The following is an 18,557-nucleotide window of genomic DNA, read 5'->3' as shown; positions in this document are numbered from 1 at the left end:
CAAATAATATGCAAGGACCTTTACGCGACCATGATCCGGCTGCGCAGCATGGTCCGGGAGGAGCGGCCGAGCCGGCGCAGCAGCCGGGCCTCGGAGCGGCGCGCGTCCGGCCGGTAGCCGCCGATCCGCTCGTAATGGTCGCGCGCGATCAGCAGGCCCTGTTCGGCCGAGGGGCCGGCGATCATCCGGGCGACGAATTTGAGGCCGTCGCGCAGGCCGGGGTCGGAGTAGGGCGCGCGGGCGTAGCGGAAGATGCCGGCGCGGTCCTTGCCGCTCGCCGCCACCATCTGGATGAACTGGGTGGTCTCCTCGATCCAGCCGGCATCGAGCACCGCGCCCGGATGCAGGAACATCAGCCAGGGCGAACGCGCCTGCCGTGCGCCCGCCGCAAGCGCCGCGGCCCGCGTGCCCTCGAAACGCAGGAAGCGGCAGCCGGCGACGTCGGCAACGCGCTCCATGATGTCGGTATTGGTGCGGTCGACCAGCAGCACCTCGCGGATCACGCCGGCGGCCGCGCCCGGCACCAGCGCGGCCAAGGTTGCGACCGCGGTGCGCTCGATCCCGTCGGTTGGAATGATCACGCTCAGCATGATTTGAGGCTTCGCTGGCTCAAACGGTTCTGGAAACTCCGGCCGTGTTATCACCTTGTCATATTCAAAGCAGCCTTCTCATCTGCAGATTTTTACGCCATCACTTTGTGGATTTTCTCGCCGCGTGTTCTTGATTTGTTCTCGGATTGTGTTAGCTTCAAAGCATGAGCCGTGCATCCTCTCATGCCCTCAAGCACCCGCCGGTAACGGCGCCCTCCGATAACCCGGCGGGTGCACCCACCCCTTTTCCCGAGCTTGCGGTCGCGATCGAGCGCGAGCGGCGGCGCGGCCGCGGCGCGCAGTCCAACGCCAGCGGCCGCTATGAGGCGGAGGCGCGGGTCGCCTTCGACGACGGCTGGCAGAGCCTCGAAGATCTGCCGCCTTTTACGACCAGCGTGTCGCTCGACACCTCGCGCAAGGTGATCACCCGCAACGACTCGCCCGACATCGGCTTCGACCGCTCGATCAATCCCTATCGCGGCTGCGAGCATGGCTGCGTCTATTGCTTCGCGCGGCCGACCCACGCTTATCTCGGCCTGTCGCCGGGGCTCGACTTCGAATCCAAGCTGTTCGCCAAGCCGGATGCGCCGGCGCTGCTCGAGAAGGAACTCGCGGCGCCGGATTATGAAGCGCGGATGATCGCGATCGGCACCAACACCGATCCCTATCAGCCGATCGAGCGCGAACGGAAGATCATGCGCGGCATTCTCGAGGTGCTGGAGCGCGCCGGGCATCCGGTCGGCATCGTCACCAAGTCGGCGCTGGTGACCCGCGACATCGACATCCTGGCGCGGATGGCGAAGCGCAATCTCGCCAAGGTCGCGCTCTCGGTGACGACGCTCGATCCGAAGCTCGCCCGCACCATGGAGCCGCGCGCCTCGACCCCGCCAAAGCGGCTCGAGACGATCAAGCGGCTCACCGAGGCCGGCATCCCGACCACGGTGATGGTCGCGCCCGTGATCCCGGCGCTGAACGATTCCGAGATCGAGCGCATCCTCGATGCCGCCGCCCATGCCGGCGCGAAGGAGGCGAGCTACGTGCTGCTGCGGCTGCCGCTCGAGGTCCGCGATCTCTTTCGCGAATGGCTGATGGCGAACTATCCGGATCGCTACCGTCACGTCTTCACGCTGATCCGCGACATGCGCGGCGGCCGCGACTACGACTCGCAATGGGGCACGCGGATGAAGGGCACCGGCCCGATGGCCTGGATGATCGGCCGCCGCTTCGAGATCGCCTGCGAAAAGCTCGGCCTCAACAAGCGGCGCACCAAGCTGACCACCGATCACTTCGCCAAACCGAAGCGCAGCGGGCAGCAGCTCAGCCTGTTCTAGGCGAGATCCCGTAGCCCGGATGGCGCGCAGCGAAATCCGGGAAACCTTTCGCCGCGGACAGAAGGCCCCGGATTGCGCTTCGCTCCATCCGGGCTACGAAGAAGCAACACGGCGACGAGGCCGTAAATAATGTCAATAAAGCGAGTGCAACAATGAGTAGCGCCCCGACCGCACGCTTCACCGTCCTCACGCTCGGCGTCAGCGACATGCGCGCCAGCATCGCCTTCTATGAGTCCCTCGGTTTCACCAGAAAGATGCGCGCGACCGGTGAGGAAGTCGCCTTCTTCGAAACCGGCGGCAGCGTGCTCGGGCTGTTCCCGTGGCATCTGCTCGCCGCCGATGCCGGACTGCCCGATCAGCCGCGGCCATCAGCATTCCGCGGCGTTTCGATTGCCTGGAACTGCAACGACGATGCCGAGGTCGATCGCGTGATGGCGTTCGCGCTGTCGAAAGGCGCCACATTGCTGAAGCCCGCGCAGCCGACCAGTTATGGCGGTTATTGCGGTTATTTCGGCGATCCCGACGGCCACGCCTGGGAAGTGGTGCGCGCGCCGGGCTTCGAGGTGCTCGAGAGCGGGCGAGTGTCGATTCCCGACTAGCATGAGCCGAATTGAATAACGGGGAAGGGGGCCAGGTTCCCGGTTGCGTCGCGGAGCCGGCTTGATCACCATCCCCGCATGATTCGAGACAAGTCCAAGGCTACGTCAAAGACCGCGTCGAAAAAGACGCTGGCCAAGCGCGTCATCGCCGTGACGCGGCCGACCTTCCGGCGCGAGCGCGCGCTGATCAAGCGCGGCGTCTGGCCGGTTGCCGGCTGCGACGAGGCCGGACGCGGCCCGCTGGCCGGACCCGTGGTCGCCGCCGCGGTCGTGCTCGATCCTGCTCGCGTTCCCAAGGGCCTCGACGATTCGAAGCGGCTGACCGCCGAACGCCGCGAGGAACTGTTCGAGGAGATCTGCGCCACCGCAGCGTTCTCGGTCGCGGTGGCCTCGCCGGCGCGAATCGACCGCGACAACATCCTGCGCGCCTCGCTGTGGGCGCTGGCCCGCGCGGTCCACGCGCTGCCGGAGATGCCGAAGCACGTCTTCGTCGACGGCCGCGACAAGCTTGCCACGCCCTGCGACTGCGACGCCGTGATCGGCGGCGACGGTATCGTGGCCTCGATCGCGGCGGCCTCGATCATTGCCAAGGTGACGCGCGACCGCCTGATGTGCGCGCTGGCGTTGGATTGCCCCGGCTACGGTTTCGAGCAGCACAAGGGCTACGGCGTCCCCGAGCACCTCGAAGCGCTGGACCGGCTCGGGCCGAGCACCCACCACCGCAGCTTCTTCGCCCCTGTCGTTGCGGCGCGGCTGAAGCATTTCCCGGTCCCGGCCGAACCCGACCTGTTCACAGTGGACGCGGAAAGCGAAGCCGCGGCGTCCGAAGCAGCGTAAAGCGCGACTGCTACCCGCCCACTCGGTGTCATCTACCCGCCCACTCGGTGTCATCGCACGGCTCGACCGGGCGATCCAGTATTCCAGAGGCAGTCGTTTTCGATTGAGAGGCCGCGGCGTACTGGATGCCCCGCCTTCGCGGGGCATGACAGCGGAGTTTGAAGTTAAAGTGCAGGCACGGCCTACGCCGGTTGCCTCCACCGCCGCCTGCCGTTATCAAAAACCCTCGGGATCAGATGGCGCCGCTGACGAGGTGGCTGGGGCATTTCAGGCGTTTCATGCGGTTTACCTCCCTGGTTGTCGAACTGATCCGCGCCCGGCCGCGCCTCGTGGTGTGGGTCGTGGTGCTGGTGCAGGCCGCGATCTGGCTGGTCCTGCCGCTGATCTTCTACGGCAGCCCGCCCGGCAATCTCGCCACCGTGCTCGCCTTCGGCCGCGAATATCAGTCGGCACCGACATGGGGCCGCCGCTGGCGTTCTGGCTCGCCGACATCGCCTTCCGCGCCGCCGGCAATCACGTGTTCGGCGTCTATCTCCTGGCGCAGACCTGCGAGATCACAACCTTCATCGCCTTCTACCAGCTGGCGCGCGCCATTGTCGGCGGCCCGCAGGGCGTGCTGGCGGTGCTGCTGTCGATGACGGTCGTGGTGTTCTCCTCGCCGAGCGTCGAGTTCGGCCCGCTGATCCTGGCGCGTCCGCTCTGGGCGCTGCTGCTGCTGCATTCCTGGCAATTGATCGGGCAGAACCGGCGCAGCGCCTGGTTTGCCTGGTCGATCGATTGCGGCCTGCTGCTGCTGACGACGCAGGCGGCGATCGGCATGATCCTGCTGGTCACAGGCTTTGCGGTCGCAACCGAGCGCGGGCGGCGCACGCTGCGCGCGGTCGATCCGCTCTACGCGCTGCTCGTCGTCATCGTGCTGGCGTTGCCCTATCTGATCTGGCTGGTCCGCGCCGACGTGCTGGCGCTGCCGGCCTTGCCCGCGCTCGCCGATCTCAAGGCGCGCGCCCTGCACTGGGGCGTCGTGCTCGGCGGGCTGATCGTGGCGACCGCTGCGATCGTGGTGCTGGCGATCCTCAATTCGCGCTGGTTTGCCCGCGACGGTGAGGATGCTCCGATCATCTACCGTCCGCCGGTCAGTCCGCTGGCGCAGCAATTCGTCTATTTCTTCGCCTTCGCGCCCGCGATCGTGAGCAGCTTCATCTCCGGCCTGTTCGATCTGGATCGCGCCTTCGGCGGCGCCGGCGTGGCGCTGTTGATGTCAGGGCTGGCGGTCGTGGTCGCGACCGGCGATCTGATCCATCTGCGGCGGCAGCGGCTGCTGCGTTCGGCGTGGGCCTTCGCGGTCGCGGCGCCTGCTGCTGCGGCGCTGGCGGCGGCGCTGTTCCTGCCCTGGACCAGCACCAAGGAGGTGCCGACCTCGCTGCCGGCAGCCGCAATGGGGCGCTTCTTCGACGACAGCTATGAGCGCCGCACCAACCAGCGCCTGCGCGCGGTCGCCGGCGATCCCGAAATCGCCAGCCTGATCGCGATGAACGGACGCCGCCCGCATCTGTTGCTCGACGCCGCGCCGCAGCGGACGCCCTGGCTGTCGGTCGCGAAGTTCAACGAGACCGGCGGCGTCGTGGTCTGGCGCGCGCAGGACACCGCCGGCACGCCGCCGCCCGAACTCGCGCTGCGCTTCCCCGGCCTCGTGCCGGAAGTGCCGCGCTCGTTCGACCGGCTGGTCAATGGCCGCCAGCCGGTGCTGCGGATCGGCTGGGCGATCGTGCGGCCGAAGGGATCGTGAGACGCCGATCTGTAGGATGGGTAGAGCGAAGCGAAACCCATCATTTGTGCCGCGGGCATGGATCGATGGGTTTCGCTACGCTCTACCCATCCTACGGAGTAAGCACCTTTGTTACGAAGCAAGCACCTTCGCGATCGCGCGCAGATCCTGCCACGACAATCTCTTGTACGACGGCGAGCGCAGCAGATAGGCCGGATGGAAGGTGGCGACGGCGCGGATCGTGCGGGTGCCGGTGTCGTAGTCGATCCATTTGCCGCGCGTGCGCATGATGCCCTCGCGCGTGCCGAGCAGCGCCTGCGTCGAGGGATTGCCGAGCGTCACCAGCACGTCGGGATTGACCAGCTCGATATGGCGCTGGATGAACGGCAGGCACACCTGCGTCTCCTGCGGCGTCGGCGTGCGGTTGCCCGGCGGCCGCCACGGGATCACGTTGGCGATATAGGCCTTGCTGCGGTCGAGCCCGATCGCCGCGATCATGCGGTCGAGCAGCTTGCCGGAGCGGCCGACGAACGGCAGGCCCTCGATGTCCTCGTCGCGGCCCGGCGCCTCGCCGACGAACATCACCTTCGCCTGCGGGTTACCATCGGCGAACACCAGCCGGGTCGCGGTGTGCTTCAACGCGCAGCCGTCGAACGTCTCCATCAGGGTGCGCAATGCTTCAAGCGTCGGCGCAGTGCGCGCGGCCTCGCGCGCCGAGGCGATCGCGGCATCCGGCGCGACGGTGATTTCGCTGCGCGGAACTGCGGGCATCGGCGGGGGGCGCAGCGGATTGAGCGCCACCGGCCGCGGCGCGGCAGGGGCGGGAACTGGCTCGGGCTGTTCCAGCCGGTTGATCGGCTCGTCGCCAAGCGCGCAATCGACCCCGGCCTCGAGGTAAAAGGCTAGCAATTGCTGCAGTGTAGGGGTGGGATCGGGCGGCAGGGCCATCATGATGTAATTTTAGCATGAACGGGAAAAGCGGAGGCTGGTTTTTGGAAAAGATTATGCTCCTGTGGCGTCGCGGCCGCGCGAAACCTCGCAAAGCGCAATTCCATGGTTGTCCTCCCGCCAAAAATCGGAAACAACGACTTTTGAAAAGCTTAGAAGCGTTCTCATTGGGCTGAGATCAAAGATCATGAGTGCTGAAGACCTTCCTCCGCGCGAGTCTATGGAATTCGACGTCGTCATCGTCGGCGCCGGCCCGTCGGGCCTGTCGGCCGCGATCCGGCTGAAGCAGCTCAATCCGGAGCTTTCGGTCGTCGTGGTGGAGAAGGGCTCCGAAGTCGGTGCGCACATCCTGTCGGGTGCGGTGATCGATCCGGCCGGCCTCGACAAGCTCGTGCCCGACTGGCGCGAGGATGCCGACTGCCCGCTGAAGACGCAGGTCACGAGCGACCGCTTCTACTGGGCGACGTCGCAAGGCTGGTTCCGCATCCCGAACTTCATCATGCCGCCGCTGATGAACAATCATCACTGCTACATCGGCTCGCTCGGCAATGTCTGCCGCTGGCTGGCGCCGAAGGCGGAAGCGCTCGGCGTCGAGATCTATCCGGGCTTCGCCGCCGCCGAGGTGCTCTATGACGACAAGGGCGCGGTGCGCGGCATCGCGACCGGCGACATGGGCATCGCCAAGGACGGCAGCCACAAGGATTCCTATACCCGCGGCATGGAGCTGCTCGGCAAGTACACGCTGTTCGCCGAAGGCGCGCGCGGCTCGCTGTCCAAGCAGCTGATCGCGAAGTTCAAGCTCGACGCCAACTCGGAGCCGCCGAAATTCGGCATCGGCCTGAAGGAAGTCTGGCAGATCGATCCGGCGAAGCACAAGAAGGGCCGGGTGCAGCATACGCTCGGGTGGCCGCTGAACGACAAGACCGGCGGCGGCTCGTTCCTCTATCATTACGACGACAACCGCGTCGCGGTCGGCTTCGTCGTTCACCTGAACTACACCGATCCGTATCTGTCGCCGTTCGACGAATTCCAGCGGATGAAGACGCATCCCGATATCCGCGAGCTGTTCGAAGGCGGCAAGCGGCTCGCCTATGGCGCGCGCGCCATCACCGAGGGCGGCTACCAGTCGGTGCCGCGGCTCTCCTTCCCGGGCGGCGCGCTGATCGGCTGCGCCGCGGGCTTCGTCAACGTGCCGCGCATCAAGGGCGTCCACAATGCGATGGGCTCCGGCATGCTCGCCGCCGAGCACGTCGCTGCCGCGCTCGGCGCCGGCCGCGCCAATGACGAGCTCGTCGAGTATGAGAATGCCTGGCGTTCGTCGGCGATCGGCAAGGACCTGTTCAAGGTCCGCAACGCCAAGCCGCTGCTGTCGAAGTTCGGCAATTTGCTCGGAATGGCGCTGTCCGGCTTCGACATGTGGTGCAACACGCTCGGCTTCTCGCTGCTCGGCACCCAGTCGCATGCCAAGCCGGACCGCGAGACGCTCGATCCGTCCAAGCAGCACCAGCCGATCGCCTATCCGAAGCCGGACGGCAAGATCTCCTTCGACAAGCTGTCGTCGGTATTCCTGTCCAACACCAACCACGAGGAGGACCAGCCGGTCCATCTCAAGGTCGCCGACATGAACCTGCAGAAGACGTCGGAGCACGACGTGTTCGCAGGTCCCTCCAACCGCTATTGCCCGGCCGGCGTCTACGAGTGGGTCGAGGAATCGGCAGGACCGCGCTTCCAGATCAACGCCCAGAACTGCGTCCACTGCAAAACCTGCGATGTGAAGGACCCCAACGGCAACATAACCTGGGTTCCTCCGGAGGGTGGCGGCGGTCCCAACTACGAGGCGATGTAAGCCGACCACATTTGCGTGAGGCCGAGCGCAGCTCGCCGCAACCTCCGCTTGGCCTCTGCCTTGCGGAAGCGGCCGGATTGCACTGTCGGATACGTCCGAACACTCGGAACAAGGTGCCGTGGCGTCAGGATCCGGCGCTTTTTGCGTCTGCGCGCGAATATGCCCGGCCCGGTCACGATACCGCCATAGTGGAAGCGTCTTGCGGGGGCTGGCTGGATCGGCGGATCTAAGGGCCTAATTCTGCCAATTGATTCGTCACGGGTTGCCTTTGGGCGATCCTTGCGGATAACCGCCAAAAGCGGCATTGTCGCTCGCCGTGATGCCGCCGCTTGGGTTCGCATTTTGAGACTGATCGCAAGATCTTGGCCGTAAAATCCATCTTGGCGTAAATCCCTGGAGCAAGGCGACCGTGATGCTGTCCACCCGTTTCAACCGCCTGACGATTGCCCTTCTTGCTGCCGCGGCGCTTGCCGTGCCTGCGCAGCTGGCGGCGCAAACGCCCGACCATCCGACCGACAATGCCGCGCAATTCCCGTCCAAGACCGACCTGAAGTCGCTGACCACGGCGGGTAGCTATCTCGCCGCCCGCCACGCCAGTGTCGAACGCGATGCGTCCTCGGCCGCGGCGTTCTACCGTTCCGCGCTGCGCACCGACCCGAAGAATTCCGAGCTGCTCGACCGTGCCTTCATCTCCTCGCTCGCCGACGGCGACATCGACGAGGCGGTCAAGCTCGCCGACCGCATCCTGACCCAGGACAAGGCCAACCGCGTCGCGCGCCTCGTCGTCGGCGTGCGCGACCTCAAGCTGAAGAAGTACGCCGCCGCGCAGTCCAACATCAACCAGTCGGTCCGCGGACCGATCACCGATCTGGTGGCGACGCTGCTGTCGGCCTGGGCGGCCTATGGCGCCGGCGACAGCAAGGGCGCGGTCGCCTCGATCGACAAGCTGACCGGCCCCGAATGGTATCCGATCTTCAAGGACCTGCACGCCGGCATGATCTACGAGCTGTCCGGCAAGGAGAAGGATGCCGGCGCCCGCTTCGAGAAGGTCTACAAGCTCGACGATTCCATGCTGCGCACGGTCGACGAATATGCGCGCTGGACCTCGCGCAACAAGGATGCCGCCGCCGCCACCGCGATGTATGAGGCGTTCGACAAGAAGCTGCCGCGTCATCCGCTGGTGCTCGAAGGCATCAAGGAGACCAAGGCCGGCAAGAAGCTGCCGCCGCTGGTCGACAGCCCGCAGGCCGGCGCAGCTGAAGCGCTGTACGGCATCGGCGCGACGCTGACCCGCCGCGGCGGCGAGGACCTCGCGCTGGTCTACCTGCAGCTCGCGCTCTATCTGCAGCCGAACCATCCGCTGGCGCTGCTGTCGCTCGCCGATCTTTATGAATCGGTGAAGAAGCCGCAGATGGCGATCAAGGTCTATGAGCGGATGCCGGCGTCCTCGCCGCTGAAGCGCAACGCGCAGATCCAGCTCGCGACCAACCTCGACGCCGCCGACCGCAGCGACGAGGCGATCAAGATCCTCAAGGAAGTCACCGCGGATCAGCCGAAGGACATCGAGGCGATCCTGGCCCTCGGCAACATCGAGCGCGGCCGCAAGAAGTTCGCCGACTGCGCCACCACCTATTCGCAGGCGATCGATGCGCTGCCGGCCGGCAGCGGCGACAAGAATGCCTGGGTCACCTATTACTACCGCGGCATCTGCGAGGAGCGTTCCAAGCAGTGGAACAAGGCCGAGGCCGACATGCGCAAGGCGCTCGAGCTGCAGCCCGAGCAGCCGCATGTGCTGAACTATCTCGGCTATTCCTGGATCGACCAGGGCATCAACCTCGACGAAGGCATGAAGATGATCAAACGTGCCGTCGATCAGCGCCCTGACGACGGCTACATCGTCGATTCCCTCGGCTGGGCTTACTATCGGATCGGCAATTACGACGAGGCGGTGAAGAACCTCGAGCGCGCGATCGACCTCAAGCCGGAAGATCCGACCATCAACGACCATCTCGGCGATGCCTATTGGCGCGTCGGCCGCACGCTGGAAGCCAAGTTCCAGTGGGCGCATGCCCGCGACCTCAAGCCCGAGCCGGAAGAGCTGCCGAAGATCCAGGCCAAGATCGACAACGGCCTGCCGGACGACACCTCGAACGCCGCCGCCGCCGACAAGAAGAAGGACGACGACGGCAAGGGCGATGGTAAGGGCGGCTAGGGCTTGCGGGTGCGGCAAACTCGGTGTCGTCCCTGCGAACGCAGGGACCCATAACCACCGACGGTTATTGCTGCAGATTGCCCGAACGACGAATCCCGTTCAAAACATCCGCCGCGGAGTATGGGTCCCTGCTTCCGTGCGCAACTGCGCACTAGGCAGGGACGACGGCGGCGGATCCGGCGCTTGAGCCGGCATACCCCCGGAATTTCCGTGCAAACAAAGGGATAGGATCATACGGCGATTTACGCTAATCGCATCACGATGTTTGTTTTTAGGGGTTTATCGCCGTGCCGGCGCTGATTGAAGAAGGGCGTGCCAAAGTCAACCTGACGCTCAGGGTTGTCGGACGGCGCGTCGATGGGTTTCATGATCTCGAGAGCGTCGTCGCGTTTGCCGATTGCGCCGATCGTCTCACGCTCGAGCCGGGACCGGAGCTGTCGCTGACGATGGCGGGACCGCTGGCCGACGCCTGCGGCGATACGTCGGATAATCTCGTGCTCAAGGCCGCGCGGCTGCTCGGCGAGCGCGTCGTGGACCTCGAGGTCGGCCACTTCACGCTGGAAAAGGTGCTGCCGGTCGCGGCCGGCATCGGTGGCGGCTCGGCGGATGCCGCGGCCGCGCTGCGGCTCTTGGCGCGGCTGAACGAACTCTCGCTCGACGACAGCAGGATCATGGAGGTCGCTTTGCAGACCGGCGCCGACGTGCCGGTGTGCGTCGCCTCGCGCGCGGCCGACATGACCGGCGTCGGCGAAGGCCTGCTGCCGCTCGACCTGCCGAAGATGCCGGCCGTGCTGGTCAATCCGCGCGTGCCGGTTGCGACCAAGGACGTCTTCAATGCGCTCGGCCTGCGCCATGGCGAGCTCCTGATCGGCGCCACCGATGTCGTGATGCAGGCGCCGTCCTGGCCGGAGGCCGGCCGCGCGGTTGACGACTGGATCGCAGCGCTTAAGCGCGGCACCAATGATCTCGAAGCCCCCGCCGCGCGCATCGAGCCCGTCATCAGCGACGTGTTGTCGGCGCTGCGTACGACCACGGGCGTTCGTCTGGTGCGCATGTCCGGCTCCGGCGCGACCTGCTTTGCCGTGTTCGGAACCGACGCCGACGCCGAGGCCGCAGGCGAGAAGCTCCGCGCCGACCATCCCGGCTGGTGGGTGCACGCGGGCTCGTTGAGCTGAGCTTTTCTCCTCTCGTCATTCCCAGATGCGCAATTGCGCATCGGGGAATGACGTAGAGTAAGGTGCGACAAGGCGGGACGAAGAGCAAAGCTCGGGCGAAACTTGCTGCGAGAATGCGGATGTGTGACTCACCAACCGTGCAACATACTCGATGTCGTTCCGGCGAAGGCCGGGACCCATAACCATCGATGCTCATTGTTGCGCGACGCCGTGGCCGCAGCCTTCTTTAACAACTCAACCCTGTGGTTATGGGTCCCGGCCTTCGCCGGGACGACACCTGTGGATGTGGCGACATCGCGTCTTCGCCGGGACGATATCCTCTCTGCCGCACCATCCCACCGCAACGCCGGGCAGCCTTGCAACCCCGGTTGCTTGGCAAGCCAAACCCCGTTTGCCATAACAGGACGAACAACAACGTTGCGCGTGCGGGACCGTTCGGAATCCGCCTGCAGCCAATGAGCCGGGAGGATGCCATGGCCAATATCCGAGTTCTCGCCACCGACCTCGAGTTTCCCGAAGGCCCCGTCGTCATGCCCGACGGCTCGGTCGTGCTGGTCGAAATCCGCGGCCAGCGACTGACCCGGGTCTATCCCGACGGGCGCAAGGAGATCGTCGCCAAGGTGCCGGGCGGCCCGAACGGTGCCGCGCTCGGCCCCGACGGCAAGATCTACATCTGCAACAATGGCGGCTTCTCCTGGATCCCGACCCGCAACATGATCATGCCGGGACCGCAGCCGGAGGATTATCTCGGCGGCTCGATCCAGCGCGTCGATCTGCAATCCGGCAAGGTCGAGACCGTGGTGACGACGTGCGGCGAGCATGAGCTGCGCGGCCCGAACGACCTGGTGTTCGACAGACAGGGCGGCCTGTGGTTCTCCGATCTCGGCAAGCGCCGCGCCCGCGACATGGATGTCGGCGCGTTCTATTACCTGAAGCCCGGCATGAACGAGATCGTCGAGGCCGTGCACGGCATCCTGCCGGCCAACGGCATCGGTCTGTCGCCGGATGAGAAGACCGTCTACATCGCGGAGACACCGACGGCGCGGCTATGGGCCTATGAGGTGTCCGAGCCCGGCACCATCAAGCCGCGCGACGTGATCTATCGCGGCGAGCGCGGCAAGCCGATCGCGGGCCTCGGCGGCTACCAGATGTTCGACTCGCTCGCGGTCGAAGCATCGGGCAATGTGTGCGTTGCGACGCTGATCTCGGGCTGCATCTCGGTGATCGCGCCCGACGGCACGGTGGTCGAGCAGGTGCCGACCGGCGATCGCGTCACCACCAACATCGCGTTCGGCGGCCCCGATCTGAAGACCGCCTACATCACGCTGTCCGGCAAGGGCGAGCTGATCGCTATGGACTGGTCACGGCCGGGATTGCCGCTGAATTTTCTGAACAAGTGACGTAAGAGCGTCATTGCGAGCGAAGCGAAGCAATCCATGCTGCCACAGACGCGGATGGAATGGATTGCTTCGTCGCTTCGCTCCTCGCAATGACGGAAAGGATACAAAATGCCCTGGCTTGAACCGGTCACCCTTCGCGGCGCGCATGCGCGGCTCGAACCGCTGTCGCATGATCACCTCGCTGGACTGACGGAAGCGGTGAAGGACGGTGGTCTCTCGAACCTGTGGTACACCGCCATCCCTCAACCGGAGAACATGGCGAAAGAGATCGACCGCAGGCTTGGCTTGCAGAAGGCCGGATCGATGCTGCCGTTCACGGTGTTCGATGCGGATGGCCGGATCTCGGGCATGACCACCTACATGAACGTCGACACGCCGAACCGCCGCGTCGAGATCGGCTCGACCTGGTACGCCAAACGCGTGCAGCGCAGCGCGGTCAACACGCAGTGCAAACTGCTGTTGCTGCAACATGCCTTCGAGAAGCTCGATTGCATCGCGGTCGAGTTCCGCACGCATTTCTTCAATCACCAGAGCCGGCGCGGCATCGAGCGTTTGGGTGCCAAGCAGGACGGCATTCTGCGCAGCCACCAGATCGCGCCCAACGGCACGTTGCGCGACACCGTGGTTTACAGCATCATCGCCAGCGAATGGCCGACGGTGAAGGCGCATCTCAATTATCAACTCAACGAAAAGCCGCGCTGACACGGTGGTCGGCGCCAGAAACGAGACGATGGAAACGTTCGATTATGTGATCATCGGCGCGGGCTCCGCCGGGAGCGTGCTGACCAACCGGTTGAGTGAGGACGCGGGCACGCGGGTGTGCGTGCTCGAGGCGGGGCCGAGCGACTGGCATCCCTACATCCATCTGCCGGCCGGCTTCATCAAGACCTTCCACATGAAGAGCGTGAACTGGGCTTACCAGCAGGAGCCTGGTCCCTATACCGGCGGCCGCAGCATCTACGCGCCGCGCGGCAAGACGCTCGGCGGCTCGTCCTCGATCAACGGCCACATCTACAATCGCGGCCAGCGCCAGGATTTCGACACCTGGGCGCAACTCGGCAATCGCGGCTGGGGTTATCCCGACGTGCTGCCGTATTTCCGGCGCATGGAGAGAAGGATCGGCGAGGGCGACGACACCTATCGTGGTCGGAATGGCAATCTCACCGTCACCACGATGGACTGGCAGGACCCGCTCTGCGAAGCCTTCATGGCGGGCGCGGTCAGCCTCGGTATTCCGCGCAATCCCGACTACAACGGCCAGATCCAGGAGGGCGTGTCGTACTGCCAGCGCACCATCTTGAACGGCCTTCGCGTCAGCGCCGCCACCGCGTTCCTGCATCCGGCGCGAAAACGGCCGAACGTCGATGTGCGCACGCATGCCCATGTCACCAGCATCATCTTCGAGGGCAAGCGCGCGGTCGGCGTGCGCTATAACCGCGGCGGCAAGCACGGCGATCTCCTGGAGATCCGCGCCACCAAGGAAGTCATTCTCTCCGGCGGCGCCTATAACTCGCCGCAGCTGTTGCAGCTCTCCGGCGTCGGCTCGCCCGACCTGTTGCAGTCTCATGGCATCGAGGTGCGCCATGCGCTGCCGGGTGTCGGCGAAGGACTGCAGGATCATTACGCGCCGCGTTCGGTGGCGCGGGTCAAGAACATCCGGACCATCAACGAGCTGCGCCGCGGCTTCAGCCTGTGGGCCGAGGCGATCAAATGGGCGACGACGCGGCGCGGGCTGCTGTCGCTGTCGCCGACCATGGTCTACTGCTTCTGGCATTCCGGCGAGACCACCGAGAGCTCCGATTTGCAACTCACCTTCACGCCGGCGAGCTACAAGGAGGGCGTGCAGGGCCAGCTCGAGGACGAGCCCGGCATGACGGTTGCCTCATGGCAGCAGCGGCCGGAGAGCCGCGGCTATGTCCGGATCCGCTCGGCCGATCCGTTCGCGCCGCCGATCATCCAGACCAATTATCTCGCCGAGGAGATCGACCGCCGCGTCGTCGTCGCCGGCATGAAGCTGGCGCGCCGGCTGCTCGCCTCCGAGCCGCTCAAGCCGTATTTCGCCTACGAGGACTTTCCCGGTCCGAAGGTCACGAGCGACGAGGAGCTGCTTGCGGCCGCGACCCAGCGCGGCACCACCACCTTCCATCCCGGCTGCACCTGCCGGATGGGACCGGCCGACGCGCCCTGGGCCGTGGTCGACGACCAGCTTCGGGTCCATGGCATGGAAGGCCTGCGCGTGATCGACGCCTCGATCATGCCGCGGATGATCTCGGCCAACCTCAACGCCTCGACCCTGATGATCGCCGACAAGGCCTCCGACATGATCCGCGGCAAGGCGCCCGAAGCGGCTGCGAAGCTGCCGGAGTATGCGTGAGGGAAGAGCTGGGCGCGACGATGATCGTTCAGCGTCGTCCCGGCGAAGGCGGGGACCCATAACCACCGATGCTCATTGCTGCGTACCGGTGGAATGACGAGTCCCGTTCACCACACCAGCCGCGGAGTATGGGTCCCGGCCTTCGCCGGGACGACAGCGGTGGGTGTGGCCGTTAGCTGGACGGGAAAGAAGAAGGCAGCTCAGCCGTAGACGAACGCCTTGTCCTCGAGGTCGATCGCCGGGAATTCGTCCTTCTCGGCCCAGTAGTCCTGGTTGTGCTGCCACTCCGGCTTGTCGCCGCGCTTCGGCAACAGGTGCATGCCGCGCATCATGTAGCCGGGATTGAAGTTCTCCGGATCGATCCACGGCAGCAACGGCATGTTGTGGTCTTCGGGGCGCAGCGCCGGCGTCACCTTGTTCACGCCGGTTGCCTTCATGTGCTTGAGCATGCGGCAGACGAAGTCGCCGACCAGATCGACGCGCAGGGTCCAGCTGGCGCGGAAATAGCCGAACACCCAGACGAGGTTCGGCACGCCGGTGAACATCATGCCGCGATAGGTCACGGTGTCCTTGAAGTCGAGCGGCTTGCCGTCGATCTCGAAGTCGATGCCGCCATTGGCAGAGAGATGGAAGCCGGTCGCGGTGATGATGATGTCGGCCTCGAGCTCCTTGCCGGACTTGAGCAGGATGCCCTTCTCGGTGAAGCGGTCGATCTCGTCGGTGACGACCGAGGCCTTGCCGCCCTTGATGGCGTGGAACAGATCGGCGTCCGGAATGAAGGCGATGCGCTGCCGCCACGGCCGGTAGCGCGGCGTGAAGTGGGTGGCGATGTCGTAGTCCTTGCCGAGAACGGCTTCGACCGCCGCCAGCAGGTCCTTCTTGGCGCCCTCGGGCTCGGCGAAGGTCCGCTTGGTGAAGGCGTCCTGCTCGAACAGGATCTTGCGGCGGGTGATCTCGTGGATCCAGGCCTCGTCGACCTGCAGCCTGCGCAGCTCCTCGGCGATCTCGATCGCGTTGCGGCCGGTCCGGAAATAGGTCGGCGAACGCTGCAGCATGGTGACATGGCCGGCGTCCTTGGCCATCGCCGGGATCAGGGTCGCGGCGGTGGCGCCGGAGCCGATCACGATCACGCGCTTGCCCTTGTAGTCGAGGTCGTCGGGCCAGGTCTGCGGATGCACGACCGTGCCTTTGAACTTCGCCATGTCGGTCCATTCGGGCGTATAGCCCGCGTCGTGGCGGTAGTAGCCCTGGCACATCCAGAAGAAGTTGGTGGTGAAGCGCAGCCGCTCGCCGGTGTCGATGCGCGTTGCATCGATGGTCCACAGATTGGTTTCGTTCGACCACTTCGCCGCGGTGATGGTGTGGCGATAGCGGATGTGGCGGTTGAGGTCGTTCTCCTCGATCACCTCGCCCATGTATTTCAGGATCTCGGCGGCGCTCGCGATCGGCGCGCTGGTCCACGGCTTGAAGCGATAGCCGAAGGTGTGCAGGTCGCTGTCGGAGCGGATGCCGGGATAGCGATGGGTGGACCAGGTGCCGCCGAAGGTCTTCTGCGTCTCCAGCACCACGAAGCTGGTGCCCGGGCATTGCGTGGTGAGGTGGTAGGCGGCGCCGACGCCGGAGATGCCAGCGCCTGCGATCAGGACGTCGAAATGCTCTGTGGTGGCCGGCTCGGCGGCGCGGATCTGGGTCTGGACGTTCATCTTCCCTGGTCTTCTTGTTTGTTGGTTTGTTTGTTGAGCGATGGAAGCAAAACGCCGGAGCCATCGCCCCGGCGCCTGCCGATATCGAAACTAGACTTCGCGGCGGCTGAGGAATGCCAGCCGCTCGAACAGATGCACGTCCTGCTCGTTCTTGAGCAGCGCGCCATGCAGCGGCGGGATCAGCTTGCGCGGATCGCGCTCCCTGAGCATCTCCGGCGTGATGTCTTCGTTGAGCAGCAGCTTGAGCCAGTCGAGCAGCTCGGAGGTCGAGGGCTTCTTCTTCAGGCCCGGAACCTCGCGGACCTCGAAGAAGATCCGCAGCGCCTCTTCCACCAGGCGCTTCTTGATGCCGGGGAAGTGCACGTCGACGATCTGGCCCATCGTCTCGGCGTCGGGGAACTTGATGTAGTGGAAGAAGCAGCGGCGCAGGAACGCGTCCGGCAGTTCCTTCTCGTTGTTCGACGTGATCATCACGATCGGGCGCAGCTTCGCCTTGATGGTCTCGCCGGTCTCGTAGACGTGGAACTCCATGCGGTCGAGTTCGAGCAGGAGGTCGTTGGGGAATTCGATGTCGGCCTTGTCGATCTCGTCGATCAGGAGCACCGGGCGCTTCTCGTTGGTGAAGGCCTCCCACAGCTTGCCGCGCTTGATGTAGTTCTTGATGTCGGACACGCGCGCGTCGCCGAGCTGGCTGTCGCGCAGGCGCGAGACGGCATCATACTCGTAGAGGCCCTGCTGCGCCTTGGTGGTCGACTTGATGTGCCAGGTCAAAAGCGGCGCGTCGATCGCCTTGGCGACTTCCTCGGCCAGCACGGTCTTGCCGGTGCCGGGCTCGCCCTTCACCAGCAGCGGGCGCTCGAGCACGATGGCGGCGTTGACGGCGACCTTGAGGTCATCGGTGGCGACGTAGTCCTTGGTACCCGTGAATTTCATCTATCTCTTTGCCTTGCTTCGTTCGTTGGCCGGTTCGGCCTCAACATGAAACGACCGCTCTCGCAGCGGCCGTGGGAACTGCAAATTGTTCGATCAGACCCGCCTGATCAGCGACAGGATCACCAGCACGACAACGGCACCGATCGTCGCATTGACGATGTCGCGGACCGTGCCGCTGCCGAGGCTGATGCCGAGTTGCGGCAACAGCCAGCTCGCCACCAGCGCGCCGATGATGCCGACCACGATGTTGCCGATCAGTCCGAAGCCCGCGCCCCGGACGATCAGTCCGGCGAGCCAGCCGGCAATCGCACCGATCACCAGTGCCGCAATGATGCCCATTCAAACGTCCTGCCCATTGTCTTGTCAGGCGCAATTGTAATTGAAAAAGCCGGGCGGTCTAGGGCGGATTCCGCAGCGCAGCGGTACCCTGAACGGCATTTGGCGCATAGAACGGCAATTGGCGCATAGTATGTCAGGCGTACTGTTTCCGCCCTGCGGAATGACTGTCATCCGCGAGCGACGAGGCCAGCACCGTGCAGTCGCGTCCCCTGCGTTTCGCCTCATAGAGCGCGAGATCGGCCTGGCCGAGCAGTTCGGTCTCGTTCGCGGTTGCAGCCAATCGGCTGGCGATGCCGAGGCTGATCGAGACCACGCCGCGGCGCGCGGCCGGGTTGGCGATCGCCAGCGATCGCACGGTGAGGCGCATCGCTTCGGCGACCTTCAGCGCATCCTCTTCGCCGACGCCGGGCAGGATGATCGCGAATTCCTCGCCACCGTAGCGCGCCGCCATGGCCGTGGTGTCGGTGGTGGCATCGGCGATCACGCGCGCCACGCGCTTCAGGCA

The 18,557-nt window shown here is 65.3% G+C and carries 15 protein-coding genes and 1 pseudogene; 10 read left to right on the top strand and 6 right to left on the bottom strand.

Features of this window, described 5'->3' with window-relative positions; all coding sequences use genetic code 11:
- Positions 1-20: 20 nt before the first annotated feature.
- Complete coding sequence (locus AC628_RS32705; protein ID WP_074130868.1) at positions 21-590, bottom strand: glycosyltransferase family protein; 570 nt, start codon at positions 588-590, stop codon at positions 21-23.
- A gap of 164 nt (positions 591-754) precedes the next feature.
- Between AC628_RS32705 and AC628_RS32700 the strand changes: the two genes are divergently transcribed.
- The 4 genes and pseudogenes from AC628_RS32700 (at position 755) to AC628_RS32685 (ending at position 5,143) form a co-directional block, all read left to right on the top strand.
- Entirely contained in the window at positions 755-1,921 is a 1,167-nt protein-coding gene (locus AC628_RS32700; RefSeq protein WP_074130867.1) for a PA0069 family radical SAM protein, read from the top strand.
- A 152-nt stretch (positions 1,922-2,073) separates the two neighbouring features.
- On the top strand, positions 2,074-2,520 hold the full coding sequence (locus AC628_RS32695) for a VOC family protein (RefSeq protein WP_074130866.1): 447 nt from the start codon (positions 2,074-2,076) through the stop codon (positions 2,518-2,520).
- Positions 2,521-2,598: 78 nt separating this feature from the next.
- Complete coding sequence (gene rnhB, locus AC628_RS32690; RefSeq protein ID WP_074130865.1) at positions 2,599-3,357, top strand: ribonuclease HII; 759 nt, start codon at positions 2,599-2,601, stop codon at positions 3,355-3,357.
- Positions 3,358-3,635: 278 nt separating this feature from the next.
- Positions 3,636-5,143: pseudogene (locus AC628_RS32685) on the top strand (glycosyltransferase family 39 protein).
- A gap of 111 nt (positions 5,144-5,254) precedes the next feature.
- Here the strand turns inward: AC628_RS32685 and AC628_RS32680 are convergent.
- On the bottom strand, positions 5,255-6,064 hold the full coding sequence (locus AC628_RS32680) for a uracil-DNA glycosylase (RefSeq protein ID WP_074130884.1): 810 nt from the start codon (positions 6,062-6,064) through the stop codon (positions 5,255-5,257).
- Positions 6,065-6,257: 193 nt separating this feature from the next.
- Between AC628_RS32680 and AC628_RS32675 the strand changes: the two genes are divergently transcribed.
- From AC628_RS32675 to AC628_RS32650, 6 genes are all read left to right on the top strand, one after another.
- A complete protein-coding gene (locus tag AC628_RS32675) occupies positions 6,258-7,916 on the top strand; it encodes an electron transfer flavoprotein-ubiquinone oxidoreductase (RefSeq protein WP_074130864.1) in 1,659 nt (552 codons plus the stop codon).
- A gap of 412 nt (positions 7,917-8,328) precedes the next feature.
- Complete coding sequence (locus AC628_RS32670; RefSeq protein WP_074130863.1) at positions 8,329-10,128, top strand: tetratricopeptide repeat protein; 1,800 nt, start codon at positions 8,329-8,331, stop codon at positions 10,126-10,128.
- A 287-nt stretch (positions 10,129-10,415) separates the two neighbouring features.
- The gene (locus AC628_RS32665) at positions 10,416-11,303 is read left to right on the top strand and encodes a 4-(cytidine 5'-diphospho)-2-C-methyl-D-erythritol kinase (RefSeq protein WP_074130862.1); all 888 of its coding nucleotides are present in this window, start codon (positions 10,416-10,418) and stop codon (positions 11,301-11,303) included.
- A 473-nt stretch (positions 11,304-11,776) separates the two neighbouring features.
- Positions 11,777-12,703 carry an SMP-30/gluconolactonase/LRE family protein gene (locus AC628_RS32660; RefSeq protein ID WP_074130883.1) on the top strand — a complete coding sequence of 309 codons (927 nt, stop codon included), beginning with the start codon at positions 11,777-11,779 and terminating at the stop codon, positions 12,701-12,703.
- Between the two features lie 108 nt (positions 12,704-12,811).
- Positions 12,812-13,405, top strand: coding sequence for a GNAT family N-acetyltransferase (locus AC628_RS32655; RefSeq protein ID WP_074130861.1), 594 nt, complete (start codon positions 12,812-12,814; stop codon positions 13,403-13,405).
- A 28-nt stretch (positions 13,406-13,433) separates the two neighbouring features.
- Positions 13,434-15,077 carry a GMC family oxidoreductase gene (locus AC628_RS32650; RefSeq protein ID WP_074130882.1) on the top strand — a complete coding sequence of 548 codons (1,644 nt, stop codon included), beginning with the start codon at positions 13,434-13,436 and terminating at the stop codon, positions 15,075-15,077.
- Between the two features lie 200 nt (positions 15,078-15,277).
- On the opposite strand, the gene AC628_RS32645 is transcribed toward AC628_RS32650, so the two are convergent.
- From AC628_RS32645 to AC628_RS32630, 4 genes are all read right to left on the bottom strand, one after another.
- Positions 15,278-16,780, bottom strand: coding sequence for a flavin-containing monooxygenase (locus AC628_RS32645; protein ID WP_074130860.1), 1,503 nt, complete (start codon positions 16,778-16,780; stop codon positions 15,278-15,280).
- 90 nt (positions 16,781-16,870) lie between these two features.
- Complete coding sequence (locus tag AC628_RS32640; protein ID WP_074130859.1) at positions 16,871-17,713, bottom strand: AAA family ATPase; 843 nt, start codon at positions 17,711-17,713, stop codon at positions 16,871-16,873.
- A 93-nt stretch (positions 17,714-17,806) separates the two neighbouring features.
- Positions 17,807-18,052 (bottom strand): GlsB/YeaQ/YmgE family stress response membrane protein, encoded by a 246-nt coding sequence (locus AC628_RS32635; RefSeq protein WP_074130858.1) that lies wholly within the window; start codon positions 18,050-18,052, stop codon positions 17,807-17,809.
- A 133-nt stretch (positions 18,053-18,185) separates the two neighbouring features.
- Positions 18,186-18,557: GGDEF domain-containing protein (locus tag AC628_RS32630; RefSeq protein ID WP_143201924.1), on the bottom strand; the 372-nt coding region annotated here is incomplete at its 5' end.

The organism is Bradyrhizobium sp. NAS96.2, assembly GCF_001908235.1.
Classification (GTDB): Bacteria; Pseudomonadota; Alphaproteobacteria; order Rhizobiales; family Xanthobacteraceae; genus Bradyrhizobium.
This window is presented reverse-complemented; position numbering and strand designations above follow the sequence as displayed.